The following is a 16,105-nucleotide window of genomic DNA, read 5'->3' as shown; positions in this document are numbered from 1 at the left end:
GTCACAATTTGCGCGATCGCATCGGCGCGCTTTAGTGGAACCTCTTTGTCCGATGCGTCTGACCATATAGTCAGCTCGTCCTGCCAGTCATCTCTCCCCGGAAATCGGGGGTCGACTACCGGTGATAGGATCGCCGGATCATAGCTGTTTGCCGGCAAGGTGACGCGCAGTACTATGGCGGTCTGCCATAAGTCGATATACGCGACCGTTTCAGCGGCTGAACAGAGCCAGCGCCTGCCCACATGTGATCGCTAGCGATCATGGGAGCGTGGCTATGAGCGGATTCGCGGCAGTCTGCGATCTCATTAACGATTGCCCTTTCGGCATTCAAGGATTAAAGCAGAGCGACTCCCGCAAAGCGTGCGATAGCGCTGCGTTTAAAACGTTTGTATTCCTGGCGACTGCGTGATCGGTGTTCCCACCGTTGCAGCGCGCTGAATGATCCCCCAACCTATCGCAGGCACAGGCCCCGGAGGGCAAATGTATCCTCTACTGGAGTTTCTTTCGACACTTCCGCAGTTCCACGCAGATCGTGCTCGAAGCGAAGTGGTGCACATTGGCACCGGGTGCATTTTGTCGAGTAGGGACAGTTACGGGCCCGATGTAGATCCAGTACTTCTCGCGCGGTGGCCGGGGCAACCGCTAGGCGATGCCCGCACCATTGACGGGCTCGATGCTGTGAACTTCTATATGCGTCAAGCGCGTAGCATGGGCGCCGAGGTCGGCCTGCTGAACCGAGCGATCGGTGTACTCGATCGATCGATGGGCGGTGAGACGCTTTTTTCGAAATCGATCTACGTTTCGCCGGCGCGTGCGACCGACGACGGCAGTTGAGGGCCGGCGCTATCGATGTCACATGCGTCGCTTGGGCTGACGCCCCGTGGCAGTCACTACACTGGACATCCGTGATAGGCCCATGCAGCGAAGCCCGTACGAAGGCGTGCGAGAAGTGGGCGCGGACAGTCCAGCATATTTCAAGCAACTCGCGGCTATGCTCGTCGAGTACGGACGTACCCTGGGGATTGACATGGCGACAGAAGAAAACGTACTTGCTACCTTTGAGCAGTTCAACGCTGAGGGAAGAGACTACGTGACGTTGAATGACGCGTGCAACGGACTCGCGCAGTGGCTGGCGTCGGCCTGGGATCGTCTGGAGGAAGGAGACGCCCAAGTTCTGATGGCCGTCGGTGCCACGTTGTGGCGAGAGGGCTATTCCCAGAGGTAGTTTCTGTAGTTGTTCGGCAGTTGCCGACGTCGGCTGGGTGCACCATTTCACGAAAATGCAGGAGGCTCGGGCTGCGGCATGCCATCTCGACGGGGCGCATGTCCGTAGCATCCTGCGTTTGCGTTCAGACAGGATGAGTTCCGTGAACGAGTGGACCTTCTCGGTCGCAACCGATTAGTGATTCAATGACGTGCCCAACTCGTAAGCAGGCAATCTGCTGAGTACGTCGTGCGCCTGGCTATGGTTTGATCCGGTGGCAGCTTAACGACCACCACGAGGGCAGGCCTGGTCCGCGGATGCCCATGGCGAAATCGTGCCCTTCCGCAAGCCTTTGACGGCCCTGTCTCGGCCCTCCTGCAGCTTTTTCAAAGCAGCGCCGCCTTGGAAGGCCGGTAAGTTTGTGCGTCCGTCGTCATGGCAAGGTGGACCGCTCAGCGCTGTTGTCGGAAGGTAGCTGCCGGCGCCGGGAGAAACGACTGCCTCAGTGTTCCGTGAGCGTCATCAAAATGTCGGCGTACCATGCGCTGTTGAGGCCGAGCGTCTCGTCGACTTGGAGGTCGCGACTGCCCATGTCAATGGTGGATGAGTGAACGCCAAGAAGCGTCCATGGCAAGCTCTCACCCATCGCCGACTGTTCTTTCAACGGCTTGCTCATCACCACAGGTGCGCCGCTTGTCCCTCGATGCGTTCGCGCATCCGTAATGAAGCATCCCTTACCCTGAAAGCGAAGACCGAACGCCGATGCAACGACGCCTTGTCTCACGACGGGAAGATGGTGGAGCGAGTCGTGAAAGCCGAGCGGAAACCCCACGATGAGAACCGAGGCGCCTATCGGCATGGCATCGCCAGACTTCGGCAGATGCTCAGGCGTGAACGCGTTGAAGACGGCACTTGATGGCAGCCTAGCTTTGTGAATTTCCAGCACCGCGACATCGATCGAGCCGCCGTCGTCGGAGCCTTGTCGCCACGCTGCGACGCCTTCTGAAAACAGTGGCATCGAAAACCACGTCGACGCACCGAGATTATCTCGATCGACGTGAAGCTCTATGTCCAGGCGATCGGGGAAGTGCTTGCTAGGTTCGTCGTTGACCACATGACGGCTTGTGACGAGAAAGAGGCGCTCGTCACGGGCAAAGAAGAAGCCGCTTGCATTGGTGAGATGCTGTGCGCTGGCGAAGGTCCTCACACGAGCCGCCGTGAGAAGCAATTCATCTGCAGTAGGTCGATGCAGTGCGGGGACGTCTGCCGGTACAGTCGAGCAGGCGCTTGCGAGCGGCAAGGCAAGTCGGCTGATCAGTCGAAGCAGCGCATCTTGCTGCGGCGTTGCGCCGTCGGTGCAAAGAAAGGCCGACAGGGACAAATCTGATGAGCGTCCCCCCGAAGCGGTGCTGGGAACGTGCCGAACGACGGGATGACCGTTGGCTGCGGCAACCAACAACCACCTATCGCCATTCGGGCTAACGTACAGTTCGACAAGGTTAGCGTTCATAGAGAGGCCTGTGCAACGGATGAAGCTCCGAGGGCGAGCTTGTCGAGATAATTGGATGCAGGACCGAGTGGACTGAGAGACGACGGTAAAGCCCACGCAAAGCCGCCTTGTCAATCCTTTTTGCTGCGCATCGAGGAGGGCATCGACTGCCGCTTGCCCGGCGCTCTCTGCAATGAGATAGGCCCAGCGACGAGTAAAAGGACCCTAATGAATCTGGATGCGGTGGCCGGCGCGACCAAGCACGCCAGGATTGGAGCTGCCTTTGATTGGAAACGTCACGTCATACATGTCTTCGGCTGACACCGCCCCGCGGACGTGGCGAAGCCGCGGAATGGAATGATCCGGTACATAGGCGCTCCATTGGGACAGACAGGCGCCGCTTCGACTGACGGAGAATGCTTAAGTATAGCCCGTGAATCGCTGTATAACGCGCTTCCTTCTAACATCAGCCAAAGTTGTGCGCTCAAAGTAAGCTAGACAAAGGGAAGCGGGTAGGATGGGACGTGCCGGCTGGACCGAATGCCGCTTTGTGTTCCAGCAGTGCTTCGACGAACTTACCGAAGTCCATCATGCAAAGCTGCTTTGCACACCGTCTTCTTTGGCGCCTGAGCGGCTCGAGGGCTCACTCATGCCAGTCAATTTCCGCCTATATCGTGGGCTGGAAATCTATCCGCTCGTCTTTCCACGCCAGCCGGACCATGTCCGGTCACGGTCACAACGATGAGGACGGATTCGATGCCGCCGTGTGCATTAAAGAGCCGGAAGCGGAAGACGGTCAGTCGCGGAGCTGCGTGTTCAGGCTGCCTGCCCAAAGCGGGTATCAGAGCGCGGGCGATGCAGAGCGCGCTTGCACGGCATAAGCACAGGAAGCGATCGACACTTGCCCAAAGAGCCGCGCGTTTTTCGGCGAGCAACCGAACGATCGCGTGCGGGAAGAGAGCAGCGACCCAGCGGGATGCAACGACCCAAGCGCTCCCGCCCTTCAAACAGGTCGATAGAACAGTTGAAGATCGTGCAAACGAGTTTGTTCCAAGAAGCATTCACGCAATCGGTAATTGCGGTCCTGAAGGTTCCGGCATGTAGATAGTTGAGGACGCGTGGTGGCGCATGCATGACGACCTATCCAAAAGGTTGCGGAGACCGTCCGATGCTGACTCATGTTAGTCTCCGAAGACGAAAAGGGAGGCTTTCATGCACCGAACGATCGCATACCGCGGCTTCGAGATTCAGATCGAACTGACTTCGGCTGCTGACGAGAACACCTTTGACGTGACCTTTCAGATAAGAGGCGCCACGAACCTCGAAGTGCTCGGTGCGCGGGGAAGCCGCATCCCGTTGCGCAACGGACCTTTTACTGAGCGTTGGGCCTATCTGGTGGCCGAAATTGCCGGCCAAGCCGCAATCGACGTGTTACTCGGTCCCGTCGATTGACTGCATGTTTGTTTCCCGACCCACTACACTCAGTAATTGTTCACGGACGGCACCTGGCCGGTTTCAGGGGTAAGGTTGGATTGACGATCACCCGCGTACGGAAACGAACATCGGTCGGCCCCGATTTTAAACCGGCAAGAAAGCGCCCTTTCAAGATTCCGCTCAGCTGCTGCCCGGCACGGCCTATAAGTATACGAACGGCGGCAGCGTCTCGGCCGCGACCGGAATCGGGCGAGACCAGCGCCGACTATCCCCGTCCAAGCGCACAGACGTCTCAAGACACTCATCAAGCCCCAACCGAAGCCAACGGGTAGAGGTATGCTGAATATAAAGACCCGGTGCGCCATGTCGCATCCGGTCTCCTTGAACTCTGTCTGAGGGGCTGGCCAATGAACCGGTATCTGGTACTTGCAGGCATCATGGGAACGATGCTGATGGGAATGACCACAATCTCGAAGGCCGGGGGAAGCACAGCACCCTCTGTCGAACAGTACTCATGGCAGAAGCGTTTGCTCATCATCTTCGCCGGGAATGCCGATTCTGCGGCACTGTCGAAACAGCGCGCGACCATCGAGGGAAGCAAGGGCTTTCCGGAGCGCGATCTCCTGGTGATCGAAGTGATCGGGAATGACGTGCAAGGCGTCGGCGATTCCGCCAGCGCTCTACGTCAACGTTACGGAGTCAAGGCCGGCACGTTTCGCGTGCTTCTCGTCGGCAAGGACGGCGGCGTAAAACTGGACTCGCACGAGCCGATCGAATCCCGTGAGTTGTTCAAGACCATCGACGCCATGCCGATGCGCAAGCAGGAGGCAGCAGGCCGCGGGACGTAGTCAACTTCAGCTGGAGCACGCCACCCCACGCGCCGCGCCTCCGGATCCTCTCGTACGCCATGCTGCACAGCCCTTCGGGCATACTTCGCCTGTGGAGCTCGTCGAAGCACGAGCATTGTTACTCGCACGTTTCGAGGGAACGCGTTTTGTCAGTCGACAACCCTTCTTCATTGGTCAAGCGTCGCGCGCGCAGAGGCAGCGGACGCGTGACGCTGGCCGATGTCGCCCGGGCAGCCGGTGTGGCGCCGATGACGGCCTCGCGAGCATTGAATTCGCCGGAAACTGTCAATCCGGAAATGGTCGAGCGAGTACGCCTCGCCGTGATCGAAACGGGCTATGTGCCGAATCTGCTTGCCGGGGCACTTGCATCGGCGCGCAGTCTGCTGGTGGCCGTCATCGTGCCGAGCATCGCATCGACGATCTATCTCGAGTTCGTGCAGGCCCTGCGAAGCGCGCTGGCGAAGAAAGGTTATCAGGTCATTCTCGGCGAGAGCGACTACGGGCATCAACTCGAGCCCGCACTCCTGGATACGCTGATCGCACGCCGTCCCGACGCGATCGTCACGGTGGGCGCCGTGCGCTCGAAGGAAGGGCGCAAGCGGCTGCTCGTATCGGGCATTCCGGTCATCGAAACCTGGGACATGCCCCCGGAGCCGCTCGACATGCTCGTCGGTTTCTCGCAGACCGCCGTGGGTCGCGAGGCCGCCGAATTCCTGATCGGCGAAGGGCGGCGCCATATCGCCATCATCAGCGCGAACGACGACCGCGCAGCCATGCGCGCACAAGGTTTCATCGCCGCCATACGCGAGCACGACAAGAAGGCACGCGTCGAATCCGTCCTGATTCCCGCGCCGAGCACGTTAGGCGAAGGGCGCCGCGCGCTCGCCGACTTGCTGTCGCGGCCCGCACCGCTCGACGCCGTATTCTGCACCTCCGACATGGTCGCGCTCGGCGTGCTCACGGAAGCGAAAGCGCGCGGCATCGACGTGCCGGAACAGCTCGCCGTAATGGGTTACGGGGACATGAACTTCGCGCCGGACACCGATCCCCCGCTCACCACGATCCGCGCAGACGGCAAGATCATCGGGCAGGAAGCGGCGCGGCTCATCGTCGAGCGCGCATCGAAAGACGTGACCGAACGCGTCGTCGATGTCGGCTTTTCTGTCGTGCGACGCGCTTCCGCGTAAACCCCAAGTTCGAAAAGTAACGCAAAAAGCTGCTTGTCATCCGGATGAGATAGCGCTATCTTGCACGTCAGATAGCGCTATCTCGCGCCGAACACCGGAGACTTGTCATGAGCAAAATCAACCGCGTCGAGATTTTCGACTTCGAATACGAGGTCGAGAACCTCGCCGCCGCGTCCGAGCATACGCACAACCACGTCGCCTACAAGAAGGGCGGCAGGATGAAGCTGAAGAAGTACGCCGTCGTGATTGAAGCGGACGACGGCGCGCGTGGCGAATACGTGGCGATGTGGGGCGGCACGCGCCCGGCGCTCGCCCAGTCGATCATGCTTGCCCCGGACCTGCTCGGCCGCGATCCCGCCATGCGCGAAGAGCTCTACGACGAGTTCAAGCGCAAGCTGCATCACTTCGATCACATGGGCCACGGTCCGGTCGACATCGCGTTGTGGGACCTGGTCGGCAAGCAACTGAATACGTCGATCGCGAACCTGCTCGGCGGATATCGTTCCCGTCTGAAGGCCTATGCGAGCACTTTCCACGGCGATCGCAACGGAGGTCTCGACAGCCCCGAAGCATATGGCGAGTTCGCCGTGCGCTGCCGCGAGATGGGCTATCGCGGCTACAAGATTCACGGCTGGTTCGACGGTAACCCGAAGGAAGAGGCCGCCGCGATTCTCGCGACGCGCAAGGCCGTGGGCAACGAAATGGACCTGATGTACGACGGCGCCTGCGATCTGAAGACCTTCGCCGATGCGCTCTACGTCGGCCGCGCCTGTGACGAAGCCAACTACTTCTGGTTCGAAGATCCGTATCGCGATGCCGGCCTGTCCGCGTTCTCGCACAAGAAGCTGCGTGAAATGCTCAAGACGCCGCTGCTCATCACCGAGCATGTGCGCGGCCTCGAACCCAAGGCGGACTTCCTGATGGCGGGCGGTACGGACTTCCTGCGTGTCGATCCGGAATACGACATGGGCATCACCGGCGCGATCAAGACAGCGCGTCTCGCGGAAGCCTTCGGTCTCGATGTCGAAGTGCATGCGGTCGGCCCGGCGCATCGTCACGTGATGGGCGCGATCCGCAACTCGAACTACTACGAAGTCGCGCTCGTCGGTCCGGACTGTGCGAACAACATCCCGCAGGTCTATGCGTGCGACTACAACGACCAGATCGACTGCATCGACCGCGACGGCACGGTGCCGGTACCGACCGGCCCGGGGCTGGGCGTCACCTACGACTGGGACTACATCAAGCGTCACACGAAGCAGCATCACGTCTTCGAGTTGAACAAGCGCTAAGCACGGCGCCTGGCAAAAAGAGCTGCATCGAGCAGCCACATGCAGGGGCGGCCCGCCCGGGCCGCTTACCCGACGGGCGGTATGAAGGCCGTCCGACACTCAGGAGACATTCGATGTCAACGCAGGCTGTTCTCAGCGCAGTCCGTGCGCGGCACCGCTACGTGCGGTACTACGTGCTCGCGCTCATTCTGCTCGTCACCGCAGTCAATCTCGGCGATCGCGCGAACCTCTCGATTGCCGGCGCACCGATGGCCAAGGAACTCGGCCTGAGCAGCGTCACGATGGGTTATGTGTTCTCGGCGTTCGCTTGGGCTTATGTCATCGGGCAATTGCCGGGCGGCTGGCTGCTCGATCGTTTCAACTCGATCAAGGTCTATGGTGCGGCACTCTTTCTCTGGTCGTTCTTCACGTTTCTCCAGGGCTATGTCGGCTTTCTGCCAGTGACGCTTGCCATCGGCGCGTTGTTCGCATGCCGCTTTCTCGTCGGTCTCGTAGAGGCGCCGATTTATCCGGCCAACAACTACATCGTCGCGGCGTGGTTTCCGCTGCGCGAACGCGGACTCGCGACCTCGATCTTCAGTTCGGCGCAATACGTCGCGGTCGTTCTGTTCGTCCCGGTGATGGGCATGCTCAGTCACGCGTTGAGCTGGCACTGGGTGTTCTGGTTCATGGGCAGCTTCGGCATGTTGCTCGCGGGGGTCTGGTTCGCGGTCATGCGGGCGCCGGACAAGAATTCCAAAGTGACGCAGGAAGAGCTCGACTATCTGCGCGAGAACGGCGCGATGATCGATATCGAAGCGAACAAGAAGAAGCGTGTCCCGCCGCCCGCCGGTTCGATCAAGGTGCTGCTCAGGAGCCGCATGATGGCGGGCGTGTATCTCGGCCAGTATTGCATCACGTCGCTTCAGTATTTCTTCATCACGTGGTTCCCGATCTACCTGGTCAGGGGCCGGGGCATGGATTTGCTGCACGTCGGTTTCGTCGCGACCTTGCCCGCGATCTGCGGTTTCGTCGGCAGCGTGCTCGGCGGATGGATTTCCGATCGCGTGTTGAAGAGCGGCGGCAGCGTGACCGCCGCGCGCAAGATTCCGTTTGTCTCCGGCATGTTGCTCGCGAGTCTGCTCGTGCTGTGCAACTTTACGGATTCGACCGCCGTGATCGTCGCGCTGATGTCGCTTGCCTTGTTCGGCAAAGGTCTTGCACAGATCGGACTTGCCGTCGTCGTCGATACCGCGCCGCCTGAAATCGTCGGCATCGCGGGCGGACTGTTCGGCGTAGCGGGGAATATCGCGGGCATCGTGACGCCGATCGCCATCGGCTACATCCTCGCGATCACCGGCTCGTTCACGGGCGCGATGTATTTCGTCGGCACGCATGCGCTGGTCGGTGCATTGAGCTACCTCTTCATCGTCGGCAAGCTGAAACGGCTCAAGTTGCCGGAGGCGGTCGTGGCATGAAGCATCGAATCATTCTGTCGCGGCCGATGCAGCCCGCCGTCGAGGAACGTGCGAAGGCGCGGTTCGATGCCATCGTTCCGCACCAACCGCTGTCGGTCGACGATCTGGTGAGCCGGGCGCATGCCCACGAAGCGCAAGGCTTGCTGTTCTCGGGCGCGCTGCGTCTGGATCGCACGCTGATTGAGCGCCTGCCGCAGAGCCTGCGCGTGGCGGCGACGACCAGCGTCGGTTTCGATCACATCGACCTCCAGGCGGCCGAAGCCCGGGACATCGTCGTGACGAATGCGCCGGTCGTGACCGAATGCACTGCCGACGCGACGCTGCTGCATATTCTCGCCGCCAGCCGGCGGGCCCGCGAACACCTGCAGGTGATGCAGGACGGCTGGGGCCGCGCGCTCGGGTTGAGCGAGCTGCTCGGGCATCGGGTGACGGGCAGCACGCTCGGCATCGTCGGGATGGGGCGCATCGGGCAGGCGGTTGCGCAGCGTGCCCGTGCGTTCGGCATGAGCATCCTGTATCACAGCCGCCGTCGCGTTGCGCAGGACATCGAGCAGGGCGCGCGCTACTTCGACTCGCTCGACGAGCTGTTGCCGCATGCACGGATTCTGTCGCTGCATCTTCCTGCGAGTCCGGGCGCGGCGCCGCTCATCGGCAGCCGTCAACTCGCGATGCTGCCGCGTGGCGCGATTGTCGTGAACACCGCGCGTGGTTCGCTGATCGACGAAGCCGCGCTCATCGACAGCCTGCGCAGCGGCCACATTGCCGCTGCGGGACTTGACGTGTTCGCCAGCGAGCCGCACTTCGACAGGCGCTTTCTCGAACTGCCGCAAGTCTTCATGACGCCGCACAGCGGGTCGGCCACCGTGCAGACGCGCAACGATCTCGGTCTGCGTGGACTGGACAACATTGCGCTGGTGCTGGGCGGAAATCACTGCCCCGACACGTTGAACTTTCACTGAACGCCATGCCAACTTATTCCCATATCGACCTGACACGGTACGCATCGCAGGCCTTGCAGCGCTGCGGCATGTTGGCTGACCATGCGGATCAGGTCGCGGCAAGACTGGTCGATGCCGAGTTGCTCGGACATCGCAGCCACGGTCTCTGGCTGCTCGCGACCTATCTCGAACGCCTGCAGGCAGGTCAGATCGCAACCCAGGGCGAAGTGCGCGTCCTGTCCGATACCGACAGCGCATTCTCATGGCATGCGAACCGCCTGCCGGGCGCGTGGGTGATGCATCGTGCGATCGACGAGGTCATCGCGCGCGCGACGTCGCGTGCCGTGGTGGTAGCAACGATTGCAGAGTGTTCGCATATCGGCTGCCTGCAAAGCTATCTGTTGCCGCTCGTCGAACGCAATCTCTTCGTGACCTTGTCCGCGACCAATGCGGGCGTGGCTTCGGTTGCGCCGTTCGGTGGCATGGACGCAGTGCTGACGACGAATCCGATCGCCTACGGCATCCCGACGCGGCGCGATCCGATTCTCATCGATCAATGCACATCGCTCGGCAGCAATACGTTCTTCACGGCCTTCGCGCAGCGTGGCGAAACCTTGCCCGGCGACTGGCTGCTCGATGCGCAAGGCAAGCCGACGAACGATCCCCACGTCCTGACGGCCAAGCCGCCCGGCACGGTGCTGCCGCTGGGCGGCGTGGAGTTCGGCTACAAGGGCTTCGGGCTCGGTCTTGCCGTCGAGGCACTGACGCTCGCGCTGCCGGGATCGGGCCGCCGCACGAAGCCTGACAAGTTTGGTCAAGGTGTGTTCCTCCAGGTACTGAATCCTCGTCTGCTCGGCGGGCTGGATGCGTTTCTGGACGAAACCACCTGGCTCGCCGATGCGTGTCACGCCAGCCGCGTGCGCGAAGGTGCGCCGCCGGTGCGCCTGCCCGGCGAGCGCGCGCTCGCACTGCGCCGCGAACAGATACGCGATGGTGTCGCGCTCACTGACGACGTCATCGTCCGCATGAAAACCTGGTCCGACACACTCGATCTGCCGATGCCTGCATCGGCGTGATCCAACGCAATTCAACTCTGGAGTTCCCCATGTTGCGCGATTCAAAAGGAGTTTTCATCGTCACGCAGACGCCCTTCGACGAGAGCGGTGCGGTCGATCTTGAAAGCATCGACACGCTCGTCGATTTCTACATCCGGCACGGTGCGCAGGGCTTCACCGTGCTCGGCGTGAGTGGCGAAGCGGGCAAGCTGAACGCGGACGAGGCCTTGCAGGTCGCGTCGCGCTTCATCAAGCGCGCGGGTTCGCGGCCGTGCGTGGTCGGCGTAAGCAACGCGAGCCTGGCGCAGCTCACCGACCTGTCCGCGCGCGTCATGGACCTCGGCGCGGCAGGCGTGATGATCGCCCCGCCCGCCGGCATCCAGACCGACGAGGAATTGCACGGCTATTTCGCCGATGTGTTCCGGCGGAACGTCGGGGTGCCGACGGTACTGCAGGACTTTCCCTTCGCGTCGAAGGTGGCGATGTCCGTGCCGGCGATGCTCGCGCTCATCGATACGCACAAGGAAATCGAACTGGTGAAGGAAGAGGATCTCCCTTGCCTGAACAAGATTTCTCGCCTGCGCGCTGGCGGCGGCCGTCGCGTTGCGATCCTGACGGGCAACAACGCGATGTATCTGCCGCTCGAACTCGGCCGCGGAGCCGATGGCCCGATGGCCGGCTTCTCGTATCCCGAGATGCTGTCCGAAGTCTACGCGCTGCACGCCGCGGGCAAATTCGATGAAGCCGACGACGTCTTCGACATCTATCTGCCGTTGTTGCGCTACGAGGCGATGGGCTTCTGGGGAGTCTGCGCACGCAAGGAAATGATGCGTCGTCGCGGCGCGATCCGTTCCGCCACGATGCGTACACCGGGTCCGAAGCTCTCTGCAGCCGACATCCAGGAACTGGACCGCCTGTCGAGCCGGCTGGAGAAGAGACTCGCCGAACGCCGCGCTTAAAGAGAAGACAGAGGAGACATGCAAATGAAAAGCGAAAGCGTCGCCGCGGGCGTAGCGATGACGCAGCGCACCTCCGTGCGTTACGCGGTGCTCGCGATGCTGGTCATCGCCAGCGCGGTCAATCTGGGTGACCGGGCGAATCTGTCGATCACCGGCTCAGCGATGTCGGCGGATCTTGGGATCGGACCGGTCGCGCTCGGCTATGTGTTCTCGGCGTTCGCATGGGCCTATGTGCTTGCGCAACTGCCTGCGGGCTGGCTGCTCGACCGTTTTGATTCGATCAAGGTCTACGGCATCAGTCTCGTACTGTGGTCCCTGTGTACGGTGGCGCAGGGCTTTCTCGGCACGCTTTCGACGGCGGCCGCCATCGCCGGATTGTTCGTACTGCGCTTTCTGCTGGGTCTGGTCGAGTCACCGGTGTCGCCGGCGAACAGCCACATCGTCGCGGCGTGGTTTCCGGTCCGCGAGCGCGGCCTCGCGACGTCGATCTATAACTCGGCGCAGTACATCGCGGTCGTCGTCTTCGTGCCCTTGATGGGCTTTCTCGTGCACAAGGCCGGCTGGCCGAGTGTGTTCTGGATCATGGGTGCACTGGGTCTCGTGCTGGCGATGGTCTGGTTCAAGGTGATGCATCAGCCGCAGGCGCATCCACGCGCGAATGCCGCCGAGCTCGACTATCTGCGCGAAGGCGGTGCGAACCTCGGTACGAACGGGAAGAAGGCGCTCGAGACAGGCAGTGTCGATCTCGGCGCGGTGCGCTTCTTTCTGAAGAGCCGGCTCATGCTCGGCGTGTATCTCAGCCAGTATTGCCTGACGTCGCTGCAGTATTTCTTCATCACGTGGTTCCCGATTTATCTGGTCAAGGGACGCGGGATGAACATCGTGGAAGTCGGCTTCCTGGCGACGCTGCCGGCGATGGCAGGATTCATCGGCGGTATCGCGGGCGGCTATCTGTCGGACTCGCTGTTGCGTCGCGGCCTTGACGTCAGTGTGGCGCGCAAGACGCCGTTCGTGATTGGCATGCTGCTCGCGTCGAGCCTCGTGCTGTGCAATTTCGTCGCATCGCCTTATACCGTGGTTGCGCTGATGTCGCTCGCGATTTTCGGCAAGGGTCTCGCGGCCGTGAACTGGGCCGTGGTCTCGGACACCGCGCCGCCGCATCTCGTCGGACTGGCGGGCGGCCTGTTCAATCTGTTCGGCAGCATCTCGGGCATCGTCACGCCGATCGTCATCGGCTATGCGTTGCAGCTGACGGGCTCGTTCACCGGCGCGATGTACTTCGTCGCGGCCCATGGGTTGATCGGCGCGATCACCTATCTCTTCATCACCGGAAAGATCCGTCGCCTCGAAGTGGCGCGCTGAGCGCGCGGCTTCCCGCCATCACTATTCTTATCAGTACAGTAAGGAGACTTGCATGAAAAAGACGCTTGCGCTCGGCGCGGCTTGCATGACGCTGTCCACGATGTCCCACGCCCAAAGCAGCGTGACGCTTTATGGCGTCATCGACGAAGGGCTGACGTTCAATACCAACATGAATGGCAACCGCTCCTACGCGATGCAAAGCGGCGTGCTGTCCGGCAGCCGCTGGGGTTTGAAGGGTGTCGAGGACCTCGGCGGCGGGCTGAAGGCAATCTTCACCCTGGAGAACGGTTTCGATCCGAGCACCGGCAAGCTGGGGCAGGGCGGTCTGGAGTTTGGCCGCCAGGCGTTCGTCGGCGTGTCGAGCCCGTTTGGAACGATTACGCTGGGGCGTCAATACGATTTGAGCGTCGACTTCGTCGGACCGCTCGAAGTGGGCGCGCAATGGGCGGGCAATATCGGCGCGCATCCGGCTGATCTGGACAACCTGAACAACGCGTACCGTACGAACAACGCCGTCAAGTTCAAGAGCATTTCGTACGGCGGCTTTTCGTTCGGCGCCATGTACAGTCTCGGCGGCGTCGCAGGCGATACTACGCGCAACCAGATCTGGTCCCTTGGGGCAGGCTACGCAAGCGGGCCGCTGACGCTTGGCGTCGGCTATATCAATGCACGCAATCCGAACGTGAGCTTCTTTGGCAACTCGACCTCGGGCACGCCTTCAGCGACAACAGCAAATTCGGTCTATCCGGTGTTCAGCGGTTATCTGTCGGCGCATACCTATCAGGTCATCAGCGCCGGCGCGGCGTACAACATCGGCGCGGTAACACTGGGCGCGACGTATTCGAACATCGCGTTCAAGGGACTCGGCAACACGTCGAGCGGGCCGAATCCTTCGGGCTATAGCGGCAACGCGACATTCAACAGCGCGGAATTGAGCGCCAAGTATCAACTGACGCCCGCGTTGCTGATCGGCGCGGCGTACAGCTACACGGATGGCGGCAGCGTGACGTCGGCAAGCGGCCGCAACGAAGGCGCGACGTATCATCAAGGCGATATCGGCTTCGATTACTTCCTGTCGAAGCGGACCGACATATCGCTGCTCGGCATTTACCAGAAAGCGTCAGGTACAGACTCGCGCAATCGTGCGGCGGTGGCGTCGATCAACAATCAGAGTTCGCCGTCCAGCAATGATCATCAAGCTTTGGTGCGGATCGGTCTTCGCCATAAGTTCTGATCGATGGATGAATGCGGGCGCGCCATCTCCGCGAAGCGGAAAACGTGGAGATTGGCGTGCGGGACTAGCTCGTGGTGCGATTCGGCAGTGTGCCGCTATTTGCCGGATGACCGAATGCAGAACCTGCGCATCGCATGTTCGCAGACGACATACTCCGCGTTGCCGGGCAGATTCCGTTTTCGACACGACGGGCGAAAGACAGGATCACCTCTTCGCACGGCGCAACCCGATAACGCGCATCGACCCGGCTTTCTCGCTTTATTCAGCTTCCAGACTTGCTCTGCATAGTCTCCGGTCGTCGCGCCGCGCCAGGACAGGATGACGGATCGCGAGTCCGTCCATTCGATCAACCCGATTGTCACGTTGTCGAGGAGAGGGTGGGGGCGACTCGTGCCGATCGCCTGCCTGCGATTGTCCGGCGCGTTGCCGTAACCCGACGTTGTGAGCGCTCCTCGAACAGGCCGTGACAGTTCGGAGATCACGGCGCTCCAGACGCTAGAAATGGGCAACGTCAATCAAACTTCCGCCCGTCTGATTTGCGAAGCGCACTCTTCGGGATCGAACATCGATGTGCCGCTGAGCGCTGCCGAGTCCGGCACTTCGTCTTGCAGCACGTCCCAGTGCTCTGCAAGCTTGCCATCTTCGACACGGAAGTGATCAACGACCACCAGCGGTGTGGGTGCCCAACCGCGAATGCGATCATGAATGGCACGAAGTCGCCCTCGGCGACCGTTATGCCGGGCTCGTAGCACACGTCCGGCGACAGCTTGGCGACAAATGCGCGAAGTTCGTCGCGTCCCTGGCGAATGTACGGGTTGTGCTGAACATGGCCGAGTGCATAGAAGCGCTCTACTGCGGCGGGATCGTGACGCTGGAACACTGCTTTCATGGCGTCGAGCACGAGCGCCTTGTTGTGCGCCGGGCGATCGTCCGCGATTCTTTCTGTCGGCCGGGTCACAATCATGGTGCCGGTCATGCGCCAGAACTCGCCGGTTGCCAGCGTGACGAACGACAGGAACACGCCGCGATCGTAGTCCTGGACGTTGATCACCGTCGCGCCTTCGCCGAGTGCCTGGATCGCAGGCAATGCCACGCAGATTTCTGTCCACAGGCCCGCAACGATCAGTTGCTTGCGGCCAGTCTTCAAGGCCGACAACGCCAGCGCGCTCGTTGCAGCCGCAGTGGCCGGGTTGGGCATTGCCTTTATCCCCGACGGCGTGACCAACGAACATGTCGCTTCCGGTGCGCTCGTGCCTGTGATGTGCCGGTTTCCGCCGCCTGCCGCGGGGATCTATGTCGTTCGCCCGGCGGGTCAACATCCCACGGCGAAAATTCGCGTCTCACGGACATTCGCACGAAAGCAAAGGCCGGCGAGCGCGCCCGCTCGCCGGCGTCCCGGTTCATGCCGGTAGCAGGCCACGCGTCTACCCCATCCCCTTCGAGACGCACCATCCCCCCGCCACTTGCCGAGCCTTCCCGCTGTCATGAGCAGTTCGGAAGCCTGCAATTCTTCCTCACCTCGCGCGTCGGCTCGCTGCAGCCTTGCCCGTTCCAGGCACGCGCCTGACTGTCCCATCCCCGTTTTTTGACACAGTTGACAGACCCGAAACCCGGCAATATCCTTGTTATACGTTCAACAAAGATTG

General features: G+C 61.4%; 16 protein-coding genes and 1 pseudogene. 13 read left to right on the top strand and 4 right to left on the bottom strand.

From position 1 onward, the window contains the following. The first annotated feature begins 480 nt into the window (after positions 1 to 480). Together QCE64_RS19570 and QCE64_RS19565 are read left to right on the top strand one after the other, a co-directional pair. Positions 481 to 834, top strand: a complete 354-nt coding sequence (locus QCE64_RS19570; RefSeq protein WP_309920486.1) for a hypothetical protein — start codon at positions 481 to 483, stop codon at positions 832 to 834. Positions 835 to 916: 82 nt separating this feature from the next. Beyond that, a complete protein-coding gene (locus QCE64_RS19565) occupies positions 917 to 1,225 on the top strand; it encodes a hypothetical protein (RefSeq protein WP_309931966.1) in 309 nt (102 codons plus the stop codon). A gap of 481 nt (positions 1,226 to 1,706) precedes the next feature. Here the strand turns inward: QCE64_RS19565 and QCE64_RS19560 are convergent, their stop codons facing one another. After that, positions 1,707 to 2,714: a serine protease gene (locus QCE64_RS19560; protein ID WP_310005615.1), complete on the bottom strand. Its 1,008-nt coding sequence runs from the start codon at positions 2,712 to 2,714 to the stop codon at positions 1,707 to 1,709. Between the two features lie 1,191 nt (positions 2,715 to 3,905). Between QCE64_RS19560 and QCE64_RS19555 the strand changes: the two genes are divergently transcribed. The 10 genes from QCE64_RS19555 to QCE64_RS19510 all read left to right on the top strand — a co-directional run bounded on the left by QCE64_RS19555 (position 3,906) and on the right by QCE64_RS19510 (position 14,459). Beyond that, positions 3,906 to 4,145, top strand: coding sequence for a hypothetical protein (locus QCE64_RS19555; protein WP_309920492.1), 240 nt, complete (start codon positions 3,906 to 3,908; stop codon positions 4,143 to 4,145). Between the two features lie 389 nt (positions 4,146 to 4,534). Then, positions 4,535 to 4,975, top strand: coding sequence for a DUF4174 domain-containing protein (locus QCE64_RS19550; protein WP_309920495.1), 441 nt, complete (start codon positions 4,535 to 4,537; stop codon positions 4,973 to 4,975). Between the two features lie 146 nt (positions 4,976 to 5,121). Beyond that, a complete protein-coding gene (locus tag QCE64_RS19545; RefSeq protein WP_310005613.1) occupies positions 5,122 to 6,162 on the top strand; it encodes a LacI family DNA-binding transcriptional regulator in 1,041 nt (346 codons plus the stop codon). Positions 6,163 to 6,269: 107 nt separating this feature from the next. Next, entirely contained in the window at positions 6,270 to 7,454 is a 1,185-nt protein-coding gene (locus QCE64_RS19540; RefSeq protein ID WP_309920499.1) for an enolase C-terminal domain-like protein, read from the top strand. Positions 7,455 to 7,567: 113 nt separating this feature from the next. Next, on the top strand, positions 7,568 to 8,911 hold the full coding sequence (locus QCE64_RS19535; RefSeq protein ID WP_310005611.1) for an MFS transporter: 1,344 nt from the start codon (positions 7,568 to 7,570) through the stop codon (positions 8,909 to 8,911). After that, on the top strand, positions 8,908 to 9,870 hold the full coding sequence (locus QCE64_RS19530) for a D-glycerate dehydrogenase (protein ID WP_310005610.1): 963 nt from the start codon (positions 8,908 to 8,910) through the stop codon (positions 9,868 to 9,870). Before QCE64_RS19535 ends, QCE64_RS19530 begins: the two co-directional genes overlap by 4 nt. Before the next feature lie 5 nt (positions 9,871 to 9,875). Next, positions 9,876 to 10,925, top strand: coding sequence for an Ldh family oxidoreductase (locus tag QCE64_RS19525; protein ID WP_309931976.1), 1,050 nt, complete (start codon positions 9,876 to 9,878; stop codon positions 10,923 to 10,925). A gap of 29 nt (positions 10,926 to 10,954) precedes the next feature. Then, positions 10,955 to 11,863, top strand: a complete 909-nt coding sequence (locus tag QCE64_RS19520; protein ID WP_309920511.1) for a dihydrodipicolinate synthase family protein — start codon at positions 10,955 to 10,957, stop codon at positions 11,861 to 11,863. An 18-nt stretch (positions 11,864 to 11,881) separates the two neighbouring features. Then, positions 11,882 to 13,225, top strand: coding sequence for an MFS transporter (locus QCE64_RS19515; RefSeq protein ID WP_309931978.1), 1,344 nt, complete (start codon positions 11,882 to 11,884; stop codon positions 13,223 to 13,225). A gap of 52 nt (positions 13,226 to 13,277) precedes the next feature. Beyond that, entirely contained in the window at positions 13,278 to 14,459 is a 1,182-nt protein-coding gene (locus QCE64_RS19510; protein ID WP_309920518.1) for a porin, read from the top strand. A gap of 95 nt (positions 14,460 to 14,554) precedes the next feature. Here QCE64_RS19510 and QCE64_RS37975 read toward each other — a convergent pair whose 3' ends face one another. The 3 genes and pseudogenes from QCE64_RS37975 to QCE64_RS19500 all read right to left on the bottom strand — a co-directional run. After that, a complete protein-coding gene (locus QCE64_RS37975) occupies positions 14,555 to 14,821 on the bottom strand; it encodes a DUF3331 domain-containing protein (protein WP_404987416.1) in 267 nt (88 codons plus the stop codon). Positions 14,822 to 14,970: 149 nt separating this feature from the next. After that, positions 14,971 to 15,480: a nuclear transport factor 2 family protein gene (locus QCE64_RS19505; RefSeq protein WP_404987415.1), complete on the bottom strand. Its 510-nt coding sequence runs from the start codon at positions 15,478 to 15,480 to the stop codon at positions 14,971 to 14,973. A gap of 26 nt (positions 15,481 to 15,506) precedes the next feature. Next, positions 15,507 to 15,600, bottom strand: a pseudogene (locus QCE64_RS19500) (hydrolase); the annotation flags it as partial. Between QCE64_RS19500 and QCE64_RS19495 the strand changes: the two are divergent. Next, complete coding sequence (locus QCE64_RS19495; RefSeq protein ID WP_404987400.1) at positions 15,590 to 15,871, top strand: LysR substrate-binding domain-containing protein; 282 nt, start codon at positions 15,590 to 15,592, stop codon at positions 15,869 to 15,871. The pseudogene QCE64_RS19500 and the gene QCE64_RS19495 overlap by 11 nt on opposite strands. The last annotated feature ends 234 nt before the right edge of the window (positions 15,872 to 16,105 follow it).

This window comes from Caballeronia sp. LZ043 (assembly GCF_031451075.1).
In the GTDB taxonomy this organism is placed as follows: Bacteria; Pseudomonadota; Gammaproteobacteria; order Burkholderiales; family Burkholderiaceae; genus Caballeronia.
Note: the sequence above shows the minus strand (reverse complement) of the source record. Positions and strands in the feature narration are given on the sequence as shown.